This is a genomic window from Alteromonas aquimaris (genome assembly GCF_026183695.1).
GTDB lineage: Bacteria > Pseudomonadota > Gammaproteobacteria > Enterobacterales > Alteromonadaceae > Alteromonas > Alteromonas aquimaris.
Genome location: NZ_JAPFRD010000010.1, coordinates 203,623 through 225,000, shown reverse-complemented (window position 1 = coordinate 225,000; position 21,378 = coordinate 203,623). Strand labels below are relative to the sequence as shown.

General features: G+C 45.0%; 14 protein-coding genes. 11 read left to right on the top strand and 3 right to left on the bottom strand.

The window, feature by feature from the left end:
* Positions 1–73: 73 nt before the first annotated feature.
* Together OPS25_RS08650 and OPS25_RS08645 are read left to right on the top strand one after the other, a co-directional pair.
* A complete protein-coding gene (locus tag OPS25_RS08650; protein WP_265617292.1) occupies positions 74–1,480 on the top strand; it encodes a mannose-1-phosphate guanylyltransferase/mannose-6-phosphate isomerase in 1,407 nt (468 codons plus the stop codon).
* Between the two features lie 10 nt (positions 1,481–1,490).
* Positions 1,491–2,951, top strand: coding sequence for a phosphohexomutase domain-containing protein (locus tag OPS25_RS08645; RefSeq protein WP_265617291.1), 1,461 nt, complete (start codon positions 1,491–1,493; stop codon positions 2,949–2,951).
* A gap of 56 nt (positions 2,952–3,007) precedes the next feature.
* Here OPS25_RS08645 and OPS25_RS08640 read toward each other — a convergent pair whose 3' ends face one another.
* Positions 3,008–4,288 (bottom strand): citrate synthase, encoded by a 1,281-nt coding sequence (locus OPS25_RS08640; RefSeq protein WP_265617290.1) that lies wholly within the window; start codon positions 4,286–4,288, stop codon positions 3,008–3,010.
* An 880-nt stretch (positions 4,289–5,168) separates the two neighbouring features.
* On the opposite strand from OPS25_RS08640, the gene sdhC reads away from it, so the two are divergent.
* The 9 genes from sdhC (at position 5,169) to OPS25_RS08595 (ending at position 16,802) form a co-directional block, all read left to right on the top strand.
* Positions 5,169–5,543: a succinate dehydrogenase, cytochrome b556 subunit gene (gene sdhC, locus OPS25_RS08635; protein ID WP_265617289.1), complete on the top strand. Its 375-nt coding sequence runs from the start codon at positions 5,169–5,171 to the stop codon at positions 5,541–5,543.
* Positions 5,537–5,884 (top strand): succinate dehydrogenase, hydrophobic membrane anchor protein, encoded by a 348-nt coding sequence (sdhD, locus tag OPS25_RS08630; protein ID WP_265617288.1) that lies wholly within the window; start codon positions 5,537–5,539, stop codon positions 5,882–5,884. The genes sdhC and sdhD overlap by 7 nt, the downstream gene beginning before the upstream one ends.
* A 1-nt stretch (position 5,885) precedes the next feature.
* The gene (sdhA, locus tag OPS25_RS08625) at positions 5,886–7,658 is read left to right on the top strand and encodes a succinate dehydrogenase flavoprotein subunit (protein ID WP_265617287.1); all 1,773 of its coding nucleotides are present in this window, start codon (positions 5,886–5,888) and stop codon (positions 7,656–7,658) included.
* 15 nt (positions 7,659–7,673) lie between these two features.
* Positions 7,674–8,384 carry a succinate dehydrogenase iron-sulfur subunit gene (locus OPS25_RS08620; RefSeq protein WP_265617286.1) on the top strand — a complete coding sequence of 237 codons (711 nt, stop codon included), beginning with the start codon at positions 7,674–7,676 and terminating at the stop codon, positions 8,382–8,384.
* A 157-nt stretch (positions 8,385–8,541) separates the two neighbouring features.
* A complete protein-coding gene (locus tag OPS25_RS08615; RefSeq protein WP_265617285.1) occupies positions 8,542–11,361 on the top strand; it encodes a 2-oxoglutarate dehydrogenase E1 component in 2,820 nt (939 codons plus the stop codon).
* 9 nt (positions 11,362–11,370) lie between these two features.
* Positions 11,371–12,906, top strand: a complete 1,536-nt coding sequence (odhB, locus tag OPS25_RS08610) for a 2-oxoglutarate dehydrogenase complex dihydrolipoyllysine-residue succinyltransferase (RefSeq protein WP_265617284.1) — start codon at positions 11,371–11,373, stop codon at positions 12,904–12,906.
* A 152-nt stretch (positions 12,907–13,058) separates the two neighbouring features.
* The gene (gene sucC / locus OPS25_RS08605) at positions 13,059–14,225 is read left to right on the top strand and encodes an ADP-forming succinate--CoA ligase subunit beta (RefSeq protein ID WP_265617283.1); all 1,167 of its coding nucleotides are present in this window, start codon (positions 13,059–13,061) and stop codon (positions 14,223–14,225) included.
* A complete protein-coding gene (gene sucD, locus OPS25_RS08600; protein WP_265617282.1) occupies positions 14,225–15,097 on the top strand; it encodes a succinate--CoA ligase subunit alpha in 873 nt (290 codons plus the stop codon). The genes sucC and sucD overlap by 1 nt, the downstream gene beginning before the upstream one ends.
* 361 nt (positions 15,098–15,458) lie before the next feature.
* Positions 15,459–16,802, top strand: coding sequence for an alpha-amylase family glycosyl hydrolase (locus tag OPS25_RS08595; RefSeq protein WP_407080229.1), 1,344 nt, complete (start codon positions 15,459–15,461; stop codon positions 16,800–16,802).
* Between the two features lie 109 nt (positions 16,803–16,911).
* Here OPS25_RS08595 and OPS25_RS08590 read toward each other — a convergent pair whose 3' ends face one another.
* Entirely contained in the window at positions 16,912–18,384 is a 1,473-nt protein-coding gene (locus OPS25_RS08590) for a tryptophan halogenase family protein (RefSeq protein WP_265617280.1), read from the bottom strand.
* A 105-nt stretch (positions 18,385–18,489) separates the two neighbouring features.
* Positions 18,490–21,288: a TonB-dependent receptor gene (locus OPS25_RS08585; protein ID WP_265617279.1), complete on the bottom strand. Its 2,799-nt coding sequence runs from the start codon at positions 21,286–21,288 to the stop codon at positions 18,490–18,492.
* Positions 21,289–21,378: the final 90 nt, after the last annotated feature.

The following is a 21,378-nucleotide window of genomic DNA, read 5'->3' as shown; positions in this document are numbered from 1 at the left end:
ATATTCAAGATACTATCTATATAATTAAGTGGTTCAAAAATTGAGCCCGACGGTAATATTAAAAGGAAAATAGATGAAACCGGTTATTTTAGCTGGCGGTAGCGGTAGCCGCTTATGGCCAAAATCACGAGCGGCGCTGCCGAAACAATTTTTAGCCTTAACGTCTGACAAGACGATGCTTCAGGAAACCATAACCAGGCTAAGCGGTACCAGTGCAGAAAAGCCTATTGTTATTTGCAACGATAACCACCGGTTTTTAGTTGCTGAGCAACTGCGTATGCAAAACATTCAACATGGTGGTATCTTGCTTGAACCAATGGGTCGCAACACTGCGCCAGCAATCGCATTAGCCGCATTGCACGCGATAAAGGACGGCGAAGATCCTGTGCTGTTGGTGTTAGCCGCCGACCACCTGATAAAGGATAATTCAGCATTCCACCAAGCAATCGAGAGTGCGAATTCACTCGCATTAAAAGACTACTTAGTTACTTTCGGGATTGTGCCTGATGTGCCACATACTGGCTACGGATACATCAGAGCGGGAAGTGCTGTCGAAAACGGAATGTTGGTGGAAGAATTCGTCGAAAAACCAGATTTGGAGACGGCAACAAAATACGTTTCTACGAAGCAGTATTTTTGGAATAGCGGTATGTTTATGTTTAAGGCCAGCCGATATATCGAGGAACTTGAAAAATATCAGCCGGACATCTTGAAAGTCTGCCGCGCGGCGGTCGATTCAGAAACGAAGGATCTGGATTTTATTCGTATTGACCCGGAGACGTTTAAGCAGTGCCCTGACGATTCCATCGATTATGCTGTGATGGAGAAGACCAAGATGGCTGCAATGGTTCCCCTTGACGCAGGCTGGTCAGATGTTGGGAGTTGGAGTTCACTTTGGGAGACTGCAGACCAAAAAGATGCTAACGGAAATGTCGTTATCGGCGATGCGATATTAGAAAACGTGAAAAACAGCTATATCAACGCAGAAGAGCGCCTTATCTCCGTAATTGGTTTGGAAGATGTGGTAGTGGTGGAAACGAAAGATGCGGTGATGGTCGCCCATAAGGATAAGGTACAAGAAATTAAAAATGTCGTCAGCCGGCTTAAAAAGGAAAAACGCCCCGAATTTGAATTTCACCGCGAAGTCTTTCGCCCGTGGGGCAGTTACGATTCCATTGATAACGGGGCCCGCTTTCAGGTAAAAAGAATATCGGTTAAACCCGGTGAAAAGCTTTCTGTACAGATGCACCATCATCGCGCTGAACATTGGATCGTCGTTTCTGGTACGGCGAAAGTGACCGTGGGAGAAACCACTAAATTAGTTACTGAAAACGAATCGGTATACATTCCCATAGGGGATGTCCATGCTTTAGAAAATCCAGGAAAAATCCCACTTGAGTTAATTGAAGTTCAATCAGGGGCTTATCTTGGAGAAGATGACATCGTGCGTTTCTCTGATCGCTATGGCCGCACGAATTAAGGGGTAGTGGGTGAATAAAGCAATAACATGTTTTAAAGCGTATGACGTACGCGGAGAATTAAACTCGCAACTTAATGAAGAGGTTGCCTATCGCATAGGTCGCGCGTTTGCTGAAGAACTCAATGCCAACTCCGTTGTGGTAGGAGGAGATATTCGTAAAACCTCGGCGCCATTGAAATTAGCGTTATCGGCGGGACTTATCGATGGCGGTGCAAAGGTAATTGATATAGGAATGGCAGGGACAGAAGAAATTTATTTTGCCACTTCTCATTTGAACGTCGATGGTGGGATAGAAGTGACTGCCAGTCATAATCCTATTGATTATAACGGAATGAAAATGGTGAAGGCTAAATCAGTGCCGATAAGTGGCGATACGGGCCTTCATGCGATCAAAGAGAAAGCGGAAACCTATTCCACCGATGAAGTAACACGCCGGTTAGACTATTTCACTGACGGTGAGAAAATCAATTCGGATGCATTTGTCAATGGTACAGCTCACGTTAAAACGCGTGTGTTGCACGCAACGGGTAAATATAGCGTGCAAGCTGTGCTCGAAGAATACGTGGAGCACATACTCTCGTATGTGGATCTTTCACATTTCCGTCCTTTGAAACTGGTGGTGAATGCGGGAAACGGTGCAGCTGGCAAGGTGTTAGATGCCTTTGAAAAAGCGTTTCAAGCTAGAAGTGTACCGATAGAGTTTATTAAGGTTAATTATGCCCCCGATGGGAATTTCCCTAATGGCATTCCAAATCCTCTGCTTCCCGAGAATCGCTCCGATACGGCCAATGCGGTCATCCAACATAACGCCGATTTTGGCATTGCCTGGGATGGCGATTTTGACCGTTGCTTTCTCTTTGATGCCCAGGGGCAGTTTATTGAAGGATATTATATTGTCGGTTTGCTAGCCGAAGCGTTTCTAGAAAAAGAGCAGGGTGCGTCAATAATTTACGATCCCCGTTTATATTGGAACACTGAAGCAATTATCTCGGCTAAAAATGGCGTCCCTGTCAAATCGAAGACGGGGCATGCGTTTATCAAAGAGCGCATGCGTAAAGAAGATGCAGTATATGGTGGGGAAATGAGCGCCCACCATTATTTTAGAGATTTTGCCTATTGTGATTCAGGTATGATCCCTTGGTTACTGGTTGCCGAATTAGTCTGCACTAAAAAGCAGTCGCTTGCCGATATGGTTTCTGAGAGGATCAAAGCCTACCCGTCATCTGGTGAGATCAATAGCAAACTTAAGGACGCTGACGCGGCGCTTGAGAGAGTGCTCGCAAAATACAAAAAAGAAGCGACTCATATTGATGAAACCGATGGTATTGGTCTTGAGTTTGCTTCTTGGCGGTTCAATTTACGTAAGTCGAATACCGAACCGGTGATACGCTTAAACGTGGAGTCAAAAGGTGACATTCCGCTTATGGAAACAAAAACGGCTGAGTTACTCGCTATTATCAGGGATGAGTAATAACGAGTAAAAAAATAGCGCCTTCTTAGGCGCTATTTTTAACTCTACAAACGTATTTACTTTTTGATTGGCGTAAATTTACGTTGATTCTCGCCCGTATACAGTTGACGAGGGCGGCCAATTTTCTGTTTAGGATCACTCATCATTTCATGCCAGTGAGAAATCCATCCCACCGTTCTGGACAATGCAAAAATACAGGTAAACATATTAGTAGGAATACCAATTGCCTTTAAAATGATGCCAGAGTAGAAATCTACGTTAGGGAAGAGCTTCTTCTCTTTGAAATAAGCATCGTTTAAAGCAATACGCTCGAGTTCCATCGCTACATCTAACAGTGGATCTTCAATCTTAAGTTCATCCAATACTTCATGGCAGCTTTCACGCATAACGGTCGCGCGCGGGTCATGGTTTTTATAAACACGGTGACCGAAGCCCATTAGGCGGAAAGGATCATTTTTATCTTTAGCTTTTTCAATAAATTCAGGGATACGATCCACGCTGCCGATCTCTTCCAGCATATTCAGGCAGGCTTCATTCGCACCACCATGCGCTGGACCCCATAAGGAAGCAACGCCGGCAGCGATACATGCATAAGGGTTCGCACCCGAGGAGCCCGCCAAACGAACAGTAGAGGTTGATGCGTTTTGTTCATGGTCTGCATGCAACGTAAAGATCCTGTCCATAGCCCTTTCGACTGCGGGACTCACCGCATATTCTTCAGCAGGAACTGAAAACATCATGTTCAAAAAGTTTGCTGCATAGCTCAGGTCGTTACGTGGATAAACAAACGGTTGTCCAACGTTGTATTTGTAACACATGGCCACTAATGTTGGCATTTTTGCAATCAAACGGTGTGCACTGCGTACACGCTCTTCGGCTACCGAAACATCCAAATCACTGTGATAAAATGAAGACATCGCTCCTACCGTGCCGCATAGCATTGCCATCGGGTGAGCATCGTTTCTAAAACCATGGAAAAACATGTTGATTTGTTCATGAACCATGGTGTGACGCGTAATTGTGTTCTTAAACTCTTCGTACTCCTCAGCCGTGGGTGCTTCACCGTGTAACAGCATATGACAGACTTCTAAATAATCTGCATCCCGGGCTAATTCATCAATAGGATATCCACGGTGAAGTAACACACCCGCGGCACCGTCAATATAAGTAATAGCTGACTCGCACGAAGCGGTGGCCATAAAGCCAGGGTCGAAAGTAAAGTAGCCATTCGCTCCCAGAGAACGTATATCAATAACGTCCTGTCCTTCAGTACCAGAGTGAATCGGGAGTTCAATTTCCTTCCCGTTCACCGTAAGAATGGCTTTCTGATCTGCCATAAAAGCTCTCCTCAGAATAGTTCTGTTTGCATCGAAACGACACGAAAATGTCCGCTTCTTTGAAAAAAGTGGCGTATATTTACTTTATTATGTACCGATAAGTCAATTTAAATGCGGATATGCACAATAAATATTCTATATGCATATCAAAAATACGCTAAAAATTTTTGAATTGATTGTTGTTTATTCGTTTGATGGTGATTTTCGTTCAACTTCCCAGTGAAATTTAATCAAGCACCTTATCTTTACTTTTAGCATTGTGCATTCTGCCAATAATGACAGCGGTTATCACACGTGAAGATCTAAACTCTATTATATCCGTGAAAACGGTAGAAAGTGGCGTGACAGTATCTTCTTCCCCGGTATATAGAAGTAACGCTTGCTACCGGTAAAAACTTAGGGCGAGACCCTATTCGTCACCAACTCGCACAAATGGATAGGTATATTGATACTATGTATAACCTTAGCCATTTTACCCCCGCAAATTAAACTCCGAAAATTGGTCGCTGTAAAAACCTTCCTTTCCTTTTTACTCATACGGCTTACATTTCAGCGCGCCTAAATAACTCCGTTTGACAAAAATTTAATCAATTAATTCTAAAATTGCCCACATTTTGAGCATTGGTGGTTTTTTGTGCCACAATGAGCAAAGTAACGCCTTAATATGGCACAAAAAATTGTAATTATACTATGTGCTGGATATACTCTGCGTGTGGCAGCGACTCTGCGCGAGTAACTGTAAATAAACTAAAAATATGTTCACAAATTGTTAACATCTCAAAGGATGAGACTCTTAACAGATAAAAACCGAATTGCTCCATCAGGACACAATAAAATATTGAGTAATTCATTATCCCTACGGATTAAACAGGCATAAATTGTGAAAAAGCAAAGACCAGTAAATTTAGATCTTTCTACCATTAAATTTCCTCCTGCTGCTATTTCGTCAATTCTCCATCGTATTACCGGTGTCGCTATGTTCTTTGCACTTTTATTTGTAATCGGTGCATGGGCTGTGTCACTTTCGTCTGCGGAAGGTTTTGCAGACGTTCAGACCGCGCTTTCCGGTATTTGGGGTAAAGTGATAGCCATAGGCACGCTGTCAGCGTTGACTTACCACCTGCTTGGCGGTCTCCGTCATGTGGTAATGGAAGCAGGGTATTGGGAAGAAATTCAATCAGGCAATCTTAGCGCGAAAATTCTCATAGCGCTTTGGGTTATTCTGACCGTTGTTTGGGGAATTGCACTATGGTAACGAATAAGGCAAGTATGAAGCGTAATGGGGTGCAAGATTTTGTGTCTCTACGTGCAACTGCAGTATTAATCACTGCTTATGTTATTTTCATGGGGTGGTTTTTCCTAACAACTGAAAATATCACTTACTCAGTGTGGCAAGAATTGTTTTCATCTATTGCGATGAAAACTTTTACGTTACTCACATTGGTAGCCATTATGACCCACACGCGTATCGGTTTGTGGCAGGTGTTAACTGACTACGTCAAAGCTCCACTTTTGCGTGCGGTAATGCAGTATGTCTTGAACATCATTGCTTTCGCCTATGTGGTAGTTGGTTTAATCGTATTGTGGGGAGTCTAATATGAAGTTACCTGTTCATGAGTTTGACGCCGTTGTTATCGGTGCCGGTGGCGCTGGTATGCGAGCCGCTCTGCAAATCTCTCAATCAGGAAAATCCTGTGCGTTGTTATCCAAGGTGTTTCCTACACGATCGCACACCGTTTCAGCACAAGGTGGTATTACTGTAGCGCTTGGCAATTCCCATGAAGATAATTGGGAATGGCATATGTACGACACAGTAAAAGGTTCTGATTACATTGGAGATCAGGATGCTATTGAATACATGTGTAAAAATGGCCCAGAAGCCATTATAGAAATGGAAAATATGGGGTTACCGTTCTCACGATTTGAAAACGGTAAAGTTTATCAGCGTCCTTTTGGCGGCCAATCAAAAAACTTTGGCGGCGAACAGGCTGCTCGAACCGCTGCTGCAGCGGACCGGACTGGTCACGCACTATTGCACTTGTTGTACCAACAAAATGTTAAAAACAAAACAAAAGTGTTTAGTGAATGGTATGCCTTAGATTTAGTAAAAAATCAGGACGGCGATGTGGTGGGTTGTACTGCCATTGATATTGAGACAGGTGAAGTGGTTTACTTCAAATCTCGCGCAGTCGTGCTGGCTACGGGGGGCGCGGGTCGAATTTTTGCTTCTACCACTAATGCGCATATCAATACCGGTGATGGTGTGGGTATGGCGATCCGAGCAGGCGTTTCCATGCAGGATATGGAAATGTGGCAATTCCACCCCACAGGTATTGCGGGTGCGGGTACCCTGGTTACTGAAGGTTGTCGTGGAGAAGGTGGTTACCTGCTCAATAAAGATGGCGAACGCTTCATGGAGCGTTATGCGCCCAACGCGAAAGACCTTGCAGGTCGGGATGTTGTAGCACGTTCAATGATGACCGAGATTCGTGAAGGCCGTGGCTGTGAAGGCCCATGGGGCACTCACATCAAGCTCAAACTTGACCATCTAGGCAAAGAAGTGTTGGAGTCTCGTCTTCCGGGTATCCTTGAGCTATCACGTACCTTTGCTCACGTTGATCCGGTTAAAGAGCCTATTCCGGTTATCCCTACTTGTCATTATATGATGGGAGGGATTCCTACTAACGTCCATGGCCAAGCGCTTACCATAGATGGTAATGGCCAGGAGCAGGTAGTAAATGGATTGTTCGCATGTGGTGAAATTGCCTGTGTATCTGTGCACGGTGCAAACCGCTTAGGCGGTAACTCGCTACTGGACTTAGTCGTGTTTGGTCGTGCAACGGGCTTACACCTTGGTGAAACATTAAGCCAGATGAGTTCTACTCGTGATGCATCTGAATCTGATGTTGATGAAGCGATGTCACGTTTTAACCGTTGGGAAACATCAGAGAAAGGTAAAGGTGAAGATCCGGTGCAGATTAAGAAAGACATGCAAGAATGTATGCAGCTTAATTTCTCTGTGTTCCGTGAAGGTGATGCCATGGCTGACGGTCTTAAGCAGCTCAAAGATATACGTGAACGCTTACAGCACGCAAGATTAGATGATAAGAGCTCCGATTTTAATACGCAGCGTATTGAGTGTTTAGAGTTAGATAACTTAATGGAAACTGCTTATTGTACCGCTGTCGCAGCTAATTTCCGTACAGAAAGCCGCGGCGCACACAGCCGATTCGATTTCCCTGACCGTGATGATGATAATTGGTTATGTCATAGCATCTATCGTCCGCAGGACGAGTCAATGCTCAAGCGTGAAGTCAATATGTCGCCAAAATTGCGGGAAGCATTCCCGCCAAAAGTGCGTTCATATTAATAAGGGGTGAGTAGCATGAAATTATCGTTTTCTATATATCGTTACAATCCTGATGTCGATGCAAAGCCGCACATGCAGGATTACACGCTTGAAGTAGATGAAGGGCAAGATATGATGGTGCTCGACGCTCTTCTGGCGCTTAAAGAGCAAGATCCAACTTTATCTTTCAGACGTTCATGTCGAGAAGGCGTTTGCGGTTCAGACGGTATCAATATGAACGGAAAGAACGGTCTGGCATGTATTACGCCATTATCCGCGTTGGGTAAAGGTAAGATAACAATCCGCCCTCTACCCGGGTTACCAGTAGTGCGGGATCTGGTTATCGATATGACACAATTCTATACCCAGTATGAAAAAGTCAAGCCGTTCCTGATTAACGACAGTAAACAGCCTCCTGCAAGAGAGCACCTGCAGTCTCCTGAAGAGCGTGCTAAGCTTGATGGTCTTTATGAGTGCATATTATGCGCGTGTTGTTCGACATCATGTCCGTCATTCTGGTGGAACCCTGATAAATTTATCGGCCCGGCAGGATTGTTGCACGCATATCGCTTCTTAGTTGATAGTCGCGATACTGCCACTGAAGAGCGCTTAAATGATCTTGATGATGCTTTCAGCGTATTTCGCTGTCATAGCATCATGAATTGCGTAAGCGTTTGTCCGAAAGGGTTGAACCCGACCAAAGCAATCGGCCAGATTAAGTCGATGCTTTTACAACGGGCTGTTTAGTTAGGCATTTTCAACATTTTGTTGATAGTAGTAATGCACTAAATGGCCATCCGTATTGGATGGCTATTTTTATTTAAGGGATTAGGGTTGTTTAATAAATAAACAATCGCTTAGAACTTCTCGTACTAGTAAGTTTTTAACGAAGCAAGGCACAAAAATGCAAGACAGCGTGATGAAAGCGTGGTGGGACTCTTCACACATGGCAGGGGCAAATGCGCCTTATGTTGAAGAGTTATACGAGGCTTATCTTGAAGATCCGCAAAGCGTCGAAGAGGCGTGGCGTCAGGTATTCGATAGTCTGCCAAAAGTTGAAGGCACTCAACTGGAAGATAATCATACTACTATTCGTGACCAGTTCCGCAAACTGGCCTCGTTAGGACCAGTGGCGCGCATGAGCAGTGCTCCAGCCACCAGTACTGGCGGCTCGGACGAAAAACAAGTAAAAGTACTTCAGTTAATTAATGCGTACCGGTTTCGCGGGCATCAACATGCCAATCTGGATCCTTTAGGTTTATGGAAACAAGATCGCGTTCGAGACCTGGAGTTGTCGCATCATTCACTAAGTGAAAGCGATTTTGATACCGTATTTAACGTTGGCTCATATGCGGTGGGTCAAGAGACCATGTCATTAGGTGATTTATTTAAATCACTTAATCGCACTTATTGCGGAAGCATTGGTGCAGAGTACATGCATATCACTGACACAGAACAGAAACGTTGGATTCAACATCAGTTCGAATCAGTGCAAGCGAAACCTGAAATCAGTAAAGATGAAAAGCGTCAGATACTGAAAGGATTGATTGCTGCAGATGGAATGGAGAAATATCTTAACTCCAAATTTCCAGGCGCAAAGCGATTTTCGCTAGAGGGGGGAGACTCGTTAATCCCCATGCTTAAAGGGCTTATTTCTGAGGCGGGCACCACGGGCACGAAAGAAGTCGTGGTGGGTATGGCGCACCGAGGAAGATTGAATGTTCTGGTGAATGTACTAGGCAAAAATCCCTCTGTACTTTTTGACGAATTTTCTGGTAAGCATGATGAGTCGCTTGGCGCAGGTGATGTTAAGTACCATGCAGGTTTCTCTTCCGATTTTGCTACCCCAGGTGGAAATGTTCATTTAGCGCTGGCATTCAACCCTTCACATCTTGAGATCGTTAATCCAGTGGTAATGGGGTCTGTACGAGCCCGTATGGAACGTCGCAAGAATGACCCTAACGCAGTATTACCTATCACCATTCACGGTGATTCGGCGATCGCGGGACAAGGGGTGGTGCAAGAAACATTTAATATGTCGCAAACCCGCGGATTTGCGGTGGGTGGTACAGTCAGGATTGTGATCAATAATCAGGTTGGCTTTACTACTTCAAAAACCGAAGATACGCGTTCAACACAATACTGTACCGATATCGCAAAAATGGTACAGGCACCCATCTTTCATGTAAATTCTGACGATCCTGAAGCGGTATTGTTTGTGACCAAACTGGCACTTGCTTATCGTAACAAGTTCAAACGGGATGTGGTTATTGATTTGGTGTGCTACCGCAGACACGGTCACAACGAATCAGATGAGCCTAATGCAACCCAGCCGTTGATGTATCAGAAAATTAAAAAACACCCAGTTCCCCGCCAAATCTATGCAGACCAGTTAACAGCTGAAGGCAGCATTGAAGAGCGTGAAATTGAGCGGTTAACCGATGAATACAGAGCCGCACTGGACCATGGTGCATGTGTGGTTGAAGAGTGGCGTCCAATGACTGAACATTCAGTTGATTGGAGTCCTTACCTGGGGCACGATTGGGATGTTGATTACGACAGCGCCATAAGTGTCGAAAAACTGAAAGAACTGGGTGAAAAAATTACCACCTATCCGGATGACTTTAAGCTACATTCCCGGGTAAACAAGCTATATCAAGACCGCAAAGCCATGGTAGCAGGGGATAAAAATCTCGACTGGGGAATGGCAGAAAACCTGGCATATGCAGCTATCGTGGATGCTGGCAACGCCATTCGCTTAACCGGCCAGGATTCTGGAAGAGGCACCTTCTTCCATCGTCATGCGGTTTTGCACAATCAAACAGATGGCGCTTGTTTAATTCCTCTTCAACACCTTCATGATAAGCAGGGTAAAATAGATATTTATGACTCTGTTTTATCTGAAGAAGCGGTGATGGCGTTTGAATATGGTTATGCGACAGCGGAACCTGGGTGTTTAACTATTTGGGAAGCTCAGTTTGGCGATTTTGCCAATGGTGCGCAGGTTGTTTTCGACCAGTTTCTAAGCTCAGGTGAAGCCAAGTGGGGCCGCTTATGTGGTCTTACCGTATTGCTTCCTCATGGTTACGAGGGGCAGGGGCCTGAGCACAGTTCAGCGCGACTTGAACGCTTCCTACAGCTATGTGCGGATCATAACTGGCAGGTGTGTATTCCTTCCACGCCAGCACAGGTATTTAATATGTTACGTCGTCAGGTTTTAAGACCGATGCGTAAGCCATTAATTGTAATGTCACCAAAATCACTTTTAAGACACCCCCTTGCTACATCAACATTAGATGAGTTGGCAGAAGGTGTTTATCATAATGTGATTGGCGAAATTGATGAGCTGAATCCTGACAACGTTAAACGCGTGGTAATGTGTTCAGGTAAGGTATATTACGACCTGCTTGAACAACGCCGCAAAAATGAACAAACAGATGTGGCTATTATTCGATTTGAGCAACTTTATCCGTTTCCTCAGGAAGAGTGTGCACAAATCGTGGCAAATTATGGTCATGTAAAAGATTGGGTCTGGTGTCAGGAAGAGCCGCAAAACCAAGGGGCATGGTACAATAGTCAGCATCACTTCTGGCAAGCCATTCCTGATGGGGCGCATTTGAGATACGCAGGCCGTGAAGCTGCTGCCTCGCCTGCAGTAGGTTATGTTTCGGTTCACAATCAGCAACAAAAAGCGCTGGTTGAAGACGCACTTACGATTAAATAAGGAACAATGATGACAATTGAGATAAAAGTTCCGGTCCTACCTGAGTCAGTTGCTGATGCCACGATTGCAACCTGGCATGTTAAGGCTGGTGATTCGGTAAAGCGTGACCAGAATTTGGTTGATATTGAAACTGATAAAGTTGTGCTGGAAGTTGTAGCTCCGGCCGATGGTGTTATTAGTGAAATCATTGACGGTGAAGGTGAAACGGTACTTGGTGAACAAGTCATTGCTAAACTTGATGAAAAAGGAAAGGCTGCATCGTCTGCACCTAAGTCTGATTCATCATCTGAGTCAGATAGCAGTAGCAAAGAAAGCAAAGCTGACTCCAAACCAGCCCCTAAAGGTGAAGGTAAAGAGTCGGATATAAAAGTGCCAGTGCTACCTGAATCAGTCGCTGACGCCACTATTGCAACCTGGCACGTTCAACCTGGTGAATCAGTTAGCCGTGACCAGAACCTGGTCGATATTGAAACGGATAAAGTTGTACTTGAAGTGGTTGCCCCTGCAGATGGTATTGTATCTGAAATCCTTGCAGATGAAGGGACTACTGTGGGTGCCGAAGAAGTCATCGGTAAATTTAAAGCCGGTGCTGCGGGCGGTGACAGTGCAAAACCTTCTTCTGATCAGGAAGATACATCAGCCAGTGACGATAATGATGCTTTAAGCCCGTCCGTCCGACGCTTACTTGCAGAGAAAGGCGTTGATCCTGCGAAAATCAAGGGTAGCGGCAAGAACGGTCGAATCACCAAAGAAGATGTGGAACAACACCTGAAGTCTGATAAAGGTGAAAGCAAAGCGGCTACTACACAGGCTGATACGTCAAGCGCGAACTTGCCTACCGGTGAGAGAACTGAAAAACGTGTGCCCATGACACGTCTTCGTAAGACGATAGCTAATCGCTTGTTAGAAGCGAAGAATTCCACCGCCATGTTAACTACATTTAACGAAGTTAACATGAAACCTATTATGGATATGCGTAAGCAGTACCAGGAAAGTTTCGAAAAGCGCCACGGTATCCGTTTAGGCTTTATGTCATTCTATGTTAAAGCGGTAACAGAAGCACTGAAGCGATTCCCCGAAGTCAATGCCTCCATCGATGGTGATGATATTTGTTATCACAATTATTTTGATATTTCGATCGCGGTTTCGACTCCACGTGGATTGGTCACGCCTGTGTTGAAAGACACCGATTCCCTAGGAATGGCTGGTATCGAAAAGGGCATTAAAGACCTTGCACTTAAGGGACGTGATGGCAAGTTGTCTATGGCAGATTTGCAAGGCGGCAACTTTACCATTACCAACGGCGGTGTGTTTGGTTCATTAATGTCTACACCTATTATCAATCCGCCTCAGAGTGCAATACTGGGTATGCATAAGATTCAGGATCGTCCTATGGCGGTAAATGGTAAAGTAGAAATTCTACCTATGATGTATTTAGCGCTATCTTATGATCATAGAATCATAGATGGTAAAGAATCTGTAGGATTTCTGGTAACCGTAAAAGAAATGCTGGAAGATCCCGCACGTCTTTTACTGGATGTATAAGGGACTTTCCCTATAAAACAGTAAAAAGTGAGATGAAACGTATTTAATATACGTTTCATTCTCCACACGCTGATATTCGGCCTATAATATCAGCACTTTGAATCAAGTCGCTAACGCGGCTTTTGTCTTAATAAAAATCGGATAGAAACACCATGAATTTGCATGAATATCAAGGTAAGCAGTTATTCAAAGAATACGGCCTGCCTGTTTCTGAAGGATACGCAGCAGATACTCCTCAAGGAGCAATGGAAGCCGCTGATCGCATTGGCGGAAATGAGTGGGTAGTAAAGTGCCAGGTGCACGCTGGTGGCCGCGGTAAAGCGGGCGGCGTAAAGCTGGTAAAAAATAAGAGCGACATTCGCGAATTTGCTGAGAAATGGTTAGGCAAAAATTTGGTGACCTTCCAGACTGACGAAAAAGGTCAGCCAGTTAGCAAAATTTTAGTTGAATCCTGCACAGATATTAAAAACGAATTGTACTTAGGTGCTGTAGTAGACCGTACCTCTCGTCGCGTAGTGTTTATGGCCTCAACAGAAGGCGGGGTTGAAATAGAAACCGTTGCTGAAGAAACGCCAGAGAAGATTCTTAAAGCCGAAATAGATCCAATTGTGGGCCCTCAGCCCTATCAGGCTCGTCAGATGGCTTTCAAACTTGGTTTGGAAGGCGTACAAATCAAACAGTTTACCCAAATTTTCCTTGGGTTGGCGAAAATGTTTGAAGAGCTTGACGTTGCTCTAATTGAAATCAATCCGTTAGTAATTAAAGCAGATGGCAACTTGCACTGTCTTGACGCCAAAGTGGGCATCGACAGTAATGCGCTTTACCGTCAGCCAAAAGTGAAAGATATGCACGATCCTTCTCAGGAAGATGCACGTGAAGCACATGCGGCTCAGTGGGAACTTAACTACGTAGCTCTGGATGGTAACGTTGGCTGTATGGTCAATGGTGCAGGTCTGGCCATGGGCACCATGGATATTGTAAACCTGCACGGTGGTAAGCCTGCCAATTTCCTTGATGTTGGTGGTGGCGCAACCAAAGAGCGTGTCGCAGAGGCGTTCAAAATTATCCTGTCTGACGACAACGTAAAAGCGGTTCTGGTTAATATTTTCGGTGGAATTGTGCGTTGTGACATGATTGCCGAAGGTATCATCGGCGCTGTTAAAGAAGTCGGCGTTAATGTTCCGGTAGTTGTACGTCTTGAAGGAACAAATGCTGAAAAAGGCCGTGAAGTACTAGCTAACTCTGGTCTGGATATTATTGCAGCTGAATCGTTAACAGATGCAGCACAAAAAGTTGTTGCAGCAGCGGAGGGCAAATAATGTCAGTTTTAATCGATAAAAATACTAAAGTTATTTGTCAGGGCTTTACCGGTGGACAAGGGACTTTTCACTCTGAACAGGCCATTGCATACGGTACGCAAATGGTCGGTGGTGTCACACCTGGTAAAGGTGGTACTGAGCACCTGGGCTTACCTGTTTTTAATACAGTTAAAGAAGCGGTAGAAGAAACGGGCGCAACCGCTTCTGTTATCTATGTTCCAGCTGCTTTCTGTAAAGATTCTATCGTCGAAGCTGCTGATGCTGGTATCGAACTGATAGTTTGTATTACCGAAGGTATTCCTACGCTTGATATGCTTTATGTAAAAGAGTATGTGGACGCGAAAGGTGTACGCATGATTGGCCCGAACTGCCCCGGTGTGATCACGCCTGGCGAGTGTAAGATTGGTATCATGCCTGGTCATATTCATAAGCCGGGTAAGGTGGGTATTGTATCCCGCTCTGGTACATTGACTTATGAAGCGGTTAAGCAGACTACAGACGAAGGCTTTGGTCAGTCTACCTGTGTTGGTATTGGTGGTGACCCTATTCCGGGTTCAAACTTTATCGACATCTTAAAGTTATTCCAGGAAGATCCAGCGACAGAAGCGATTGTCATGATCGGTGAAATCGGTGGAACAGCAGAAGAAGAAGCGGCGGCATTTATTAAAGAAAATGTGACTAAGCCGGTTGTTTCTTATATTGCTGGTGTGACTGCGCCTCCAGGTAAGCGTATGGGCCACGCAGGCGCCATTATTGCTGGCGGTAAAGGAACGGCAGATGAGAAATTCAAAGCGTTAGAAGCGGCAGGGGTTAAAACTGTACGCTCATTAGCAGACATCGGTAAAGCGTTACGCGAAGCTACTGGCTGGTAATTTAAACGGTTGATAAAAGCCCGCTTTTTAAAGCGGGCTTTTTTTTGCTGCAAACGTATTCAACAGCACGTCAGTTAAATCTGCAGTAGGCTAGTATCTGATTGTGATGAAATGTGTTTACACGCTGAAGCGACGCTTCGTGATTTCAAAATGTATAGCGCATAGAGAGTAGAAGAATGTGTAATCCGACACGCAGATAGCTGAATAACTAGACTGTTGGATTATCGAACGTTGGAAAAAAAAGCGTGTTGTACTCTTCTGAAGAAAAGCACACATCACTTTCGATCGTAAAAGTAAACCACTATGATAATGGATGCTTATGAAACGCTTCACACTCTTAGTTACGTTGCTTGCCAGTTTTATGCTGCAAGCTCAGGATGCTAAAAACCAGACGTTAGCCGCATATCAGCCTGCGCCTTATATTCATCTCACTCATCCTGAGTGGGCAAAAAATGCCTCTATCTACCAAATCAATACCAGACAGTTTACGCCCGAGGGGACTTTTAAGGCTGCGCAGCAGCAACTACCCAGACTCAAGAAGCTAGGCGTAGATATTCTGTGGTTGATGCCGATCCATCCGATTGGTGCAAAAAACCGAAAAGGGGAATTAGGGAGCCCTTATTCGGTTAAGGATTATTTCGCAGTCAATCCAGAATTTGGTACAGCCGACGAGCTTAAACAATTCATTGATGAGGCCCATGCGCAGGGCATGTATGTCATTTTAGACTGGGTTGCGAATCACACCGCCTGGGACAGTGACTTAGTTGAAAACCATCCAGACTGGTATGAACGGGATTACGACGGCAATTTCCGTCCGACTCCCTGGTGGGATTGGTCGGACATTATTGATCTGGATTACAGTAAACCCGAACTTCGTCAGTATATGACGCGCGCGCTCAAGTACTGGGTTGAAGAATTTGATATCGATGGCTACCGCGCTGACGTCGCTGGATTTGTGCCTGTAGATTTCTGGAACAATACGCGTAAAGAACTGGATGCGATTAAACCTGTTTTCATGCTGGCAGAATGGGAGTCCCGCGACTTGCATGCTCACGCCTTTGATATGACCTATGCCTGGAGCTGGCACGAAGCTGTTATGCACGTGATCAAGCATGAAGGGGAAATGAGCAAACTGTTCGTTTATTACTCATGGAACGAAAGTGCCTATCCAAAAGATGCCTATCGTATGACCTATGTGTCCAATCATGATGCCAATGCCTGGGAAGGTACCATGTATGAGCGCCTAGGTGATGGCGTGGAAGCTGCACTGGTTTTGTCTTTCATCGGCGAGGGCATGCCATTAATTTACAATGGGGTTGAGGCTGGCAATGATAAGCGTTTAGCATTTTTCGAAAAGGACCCTATTCAATGGAAATCTCATCACTTCGCCGATTTGATTACGCAACTAAATACCGTTTTAGAGAATAACCCTGCGCTGTGGCACGGCAAAGAAGGAGCTACTATGCTGCGTGTTAAAAACAGTGCTCCGGATGAAGTGCTATCGTTTATAAGGGAAAAGGATAGCAACAAAGTGTTCGCTCTGTTTAATTTCACCTCAAAGAACATAGCGGTGACGTTTGACGATAAGAAGCATTTTGGGAAGTACAGTGATCTTAACGGCAATCAAATCACTGTGGATGCGCAATCCAGCTACGAACTAAAACCGTGGGAATATAAGGTGATGTTGTCTGGTTCTGAGAATTAACAAAAGCGCCACTTCACACAGAACAGTGCGGTGGCGCTTTTTTCTTAATGCCCGCCCGTTCCTGAAATAAGCAAGCACTATGGCGGTTACTCGCCATTAGAAAACACAACTACACCATGGTTTGCAAGAACGATTCATGGGTGGGTAGTTGATTTACCGTACCGTCAATCAACTGCTTCAGACTTGTCAGTAAATCACTTCGCTGCGCATCTGACAAACTGTCAGCAAGGGGATGAAATTGCCTGGGTACAATCCCTTGGCCCAGCATCACCTGGATCCAGGCGATTTCAGTAAATAATTCATCCTGTTCCCGGAAAACTCTGCCCGATTCTTTGAACAACGCTATTTTACTGGCAAGGGAGTCGGGAATATCCATGTGACGACAGCGCTCCCAAAACGCACCGTTTCGATTATTCAGGTAATAATGCAGGATAATAAAGTCACGAATGCGCTCAAATTCAATTTTTGACTGTTTATTATATTCGTCAACGTCTACGGCATTAATTCGCTTGTGGGGGAAAAACTTAACTAACCGAACCAGCCCTGCTTGCACCAAGTGCAAGCTCGTCGATTCCAATGGTTCAATAAAACCACTGGACAAGCCTAGTGATACGCAGTTCTTGTACCACTGCTTTTGCCGGCGACCGGTGATAAAACGAATGACTTTAGGTTCGTTGAGCGGTTCACTGTTTATATTATTAAGCAGATTATTTAAAGCCGTGTCATCATCCATAAAGTCACTGCAATAAACCGAGCCATTACCTGTGCGATGCTGCAGCGGGATCTGCCACTGCCAGCCAGCTTCATGTGCGGTTGATGATGTATAAGGGGGCAGGGGAGAAAGCCTGTCACTGCCCGCAGCAATTGCCCTGTCGCAGGGTAGCCAGTGACGCCAGTCTTCGTAACCTGTTTTAAGCGCCCCTTCAATAAGTAAAGCCCTGAAGCCAGAACAGTCGATAAAGAGGTCTCCGCTGATGACTTCACCGGACTCAAGCTGTAACGACTCAATAAAACCTGAAGCAGGTTCAAGCTTAACGTGGTTTACTTTGCCTTCAATGCGTTTAACGCCTGACGCTTCACTTAACTGGCGTAAATGAGCGGCATAGAGACCGGCATCAAGATGATACGCATGCACCAGTCCTGACATTTTAGTATTAGGGATAGTGGGCAGCGTGGTGTATTTATTTTGTTTACTTGCCTGGAAGTTTAACGAATAGTCCCACAGATTTTTTGTTTCACCCAAACTTCTGGCTTTTAACCAGGTATGATGAAACCCCGCAAGTCCCATATCTTTTCCAATCGCTCCAAACGCATGCATATAACTTTCATCGGCATTAAACCAGCCGTTGAAATTGATCCCCAGTTTTATTGATCCTTTGGTTTTACTCAGAAAGGTTCTCTCGTCAATTCCTAATACGCGGTTAAAATGTTGAATAGCGGGAATGGTAGCTTCACCCACTCCCACGGTCTGGATTTGATCTGACTCTATCAGGGTAATTTGCAATTGGTTACCCATAAGACGGGATAACAGACTTGCCGCCATCCAGCCAGAAGAGCCCCCGCCAACGATAACTACTTTCATATTATTTTTGTGCCCAATGTTTGCACTTGCCAGAAACAAAAATACCCTTGTGAGACGAGTCCCGCAAGGGTATTTGCATTACTAATGTTTAGCTAAAACTAACTATTAGAAGGTGTAGTTGATACCAAATAAGTAGTTGCGACCAAAACGTTGAACGTCGCGTACGTCAGTTCCGCCATCAACCGAGTGGTAAGTAATGAACTCTTCATCAGTCAGGTTTTGCGCCTGAAGGGTTACAGTCAGTCCATCAAGTGCTTCAATACCAGACTCAGAGAAGTCATAACTGATTTGCGCATCTACTAAGGTGCTGCCATTCACGTTTACTGGTTCACGGTTTAAGCTTAGACCCGCTACTTCACCTAAGAAATCGGTACGTTTTCTCATACTTACACGTGTCTGGAAACCATGTCTTTCATAATAGACAGTTGCATTGAACACTTCGTCCGAAAGGCCGGGTACGTTATTGGTAAATTCAATCACTTGCGTACCACCATCAAGGTCGGTAGGTACTTCTAACTGATAGCTTAACTCACTGTCTAAGAATGTAGCAGAGAAAATACCACCAAACCCTTCCAGAGCGTCAGAGAACATCACACCTGGTAAAGAAACGGTGAACTCGGCACCAGACACTTCACCGTCGCCGACGTTCTGCCAGGATGAAAGCACACCGATTGGCGCTACAGGCTGCCCAGTAGGAGGAGTCAGGTCAGATGTATCTACGAAAGAGGGTAGTCTTTCCTGCCAGTCACTGATGTCTTTATAGAACAACGCAGCAGCAAAATAACCTTCAGCATGGAAATAGTTCTCATAGGTTAAGTCTAACTGATTCGCAGTAACGGGCTTCAGGCCAGGGTTTGCAACCGAGCCAGACCAAATACCCACTTGCTCGTTATAGTTCAGATCACCTGTACTTGCGTTCATACGATCCATACGAGAACGCGACATGGTTTTAGACACACCAAAACGAACCGCCTGATCATCTGCAATATCAAATATCAGATTCAAGCTAGGTAATACTTCGACGTAGTCATCTCCCCCTGATGTATTACTCACCACTACTCTTCTATTCGCAAGGCGGCGTGTAGTGAAACCGTCAGAGCTTTGGTCGGTATGCACAACCTGAACACCCACATTTCCGCGCACCGGTACATTGCCAAGTTCCGTGTCGATGTTGGCTTTTATAAAGGCTAACGAAATGTCTTCAGATACATCCCAAGTGTTTTCCCAACGTGCCGGGTCGGCCACTCTTGAATCAAATTCAACATAGTTGCCATCACTCCAGAATCTGAACGAGTCAAATGAAATCATGTCATCTATGCCAATGAAGGCTAAAGAGGTATTTGGCAGGCGATATTCTTCAGGAACCGGCATCCGATATCCAGGAATGACTTTGCCGTCGCTGTCTAACGCACCTGGCAGGGTTAAGAATAAACCAAGATCTTGTTTAGATTTTTCACGTTGGCTGAAATAGGTACCGAATTCGATGCTGCTAATGAAGTCATTGCTAATCACGCGCTGAGCGGCTAGCTTCAACGTAGTCAACTCATCGTCAATGGTTGGCGTATTGATAAAGCCATCCTGATCATCATTGCTTTCAAGATCAGTTAAGTTCCCCCAACCCCAGCTTTGCGGGTTACCTAATTGGATTACACTGTGATCACCGTAATCCAGCATTGGATTAAGGTTGACGCTTTGGAAGTCTGGAGCAAAACTAAAATTGATTTGCTCAGGCTGACGATCTGCAAAACCACGGCCAGAACCTGCATAGGTCTCAAGGGCCCAGGTGTTACGTTCCACTTGTGAGTAAGCAACATCAAATTCCAGTACCCAGTCTGCGTTCAGGTCGTATTCCATGTTTAAGCCCAAAGCGAATAGTTCTGCTTCACGAACGGTAACGTCATTACGCACAACACCACCAACAGGTGAACCAGGTCCACCGATTCGACCCGTTAAGCTTTGACCATTTAAGGTCTCGTCTACACGAATACCCGCATCACCCCACGCAGCAGGGATCTCAATACCACGTAGCACCTGATTATCTTCAAAATCAATGTACAGTGCATCGGCATTAACACGTAAATCGTTAGAAGGGTTAAACTCTACTACTGCCATTAACGTATCGCGAGTTAATTCGGCTGAGCGAACAAACGGCTTCATACCGCCAATGGTGCCATCGGGCCAACCCCACGTATTAAAACGTTCTTCGTTATTAGGTGAGTCCATGTGAGAATAGGCGAAAGCCAGGCCTACTTTGTCGTCTGCAAACTGGTCAATATAAGAGAAACTTCCACGCCAGCCAGTGTCTTCACCATCCGGGTTTAATGCACCAATATCGTTTTTCTCTCCGCGCAGGGTTACCGCAACAGTTTGTTCGCCATGGGCAAGTGGCTTGATGGTACGCATATCGATAGTACCACCGATGCCTTGCGTCATCAGTGTCGCTTCTGGTGTTTTATAAACGATAACTTCGTTCATGATTTCAGAAGGGTATACGTCAAACTCAACACCGCGGTTGTCACCAAGGGTTACCTGTTCGCGGCCATTAAACGTCGCAGTACTGAAGTCTTCACCTAAACCACGAATAGAGATTGAGCTTGAACGGCCGTTTAAACGCTGAGCGGCCAGACCGGGTAGGCGAGCGATTGATTCAGCGATACTTGAGTCGGGTAACTTACCGATATCTTCGGCAGTAATCGCTTCTACAATAGATGTTTCAGACATTTTGATTGCCTGAGATTTTTGTAAACTTGCACGGATACCTGAAACTTCAATTACCTCAACAGTTTGCTCTTCTGCGTCAGTTAGACTGGTATCATTTTGCTGTGCCATAACTGGCAACGAGCCAAGTGTAATTCCACTGGCAACAATAGCCGTGGTAATTAAATTGGGTTTGAATGTTTTCATATCAGAATCCTGAGTAGTAATGTGTGTTTTCTTTGCTTATTTCAAGCATTATTGTTCTAGATTAAAATGCATCTATTAGGACGATGAAAT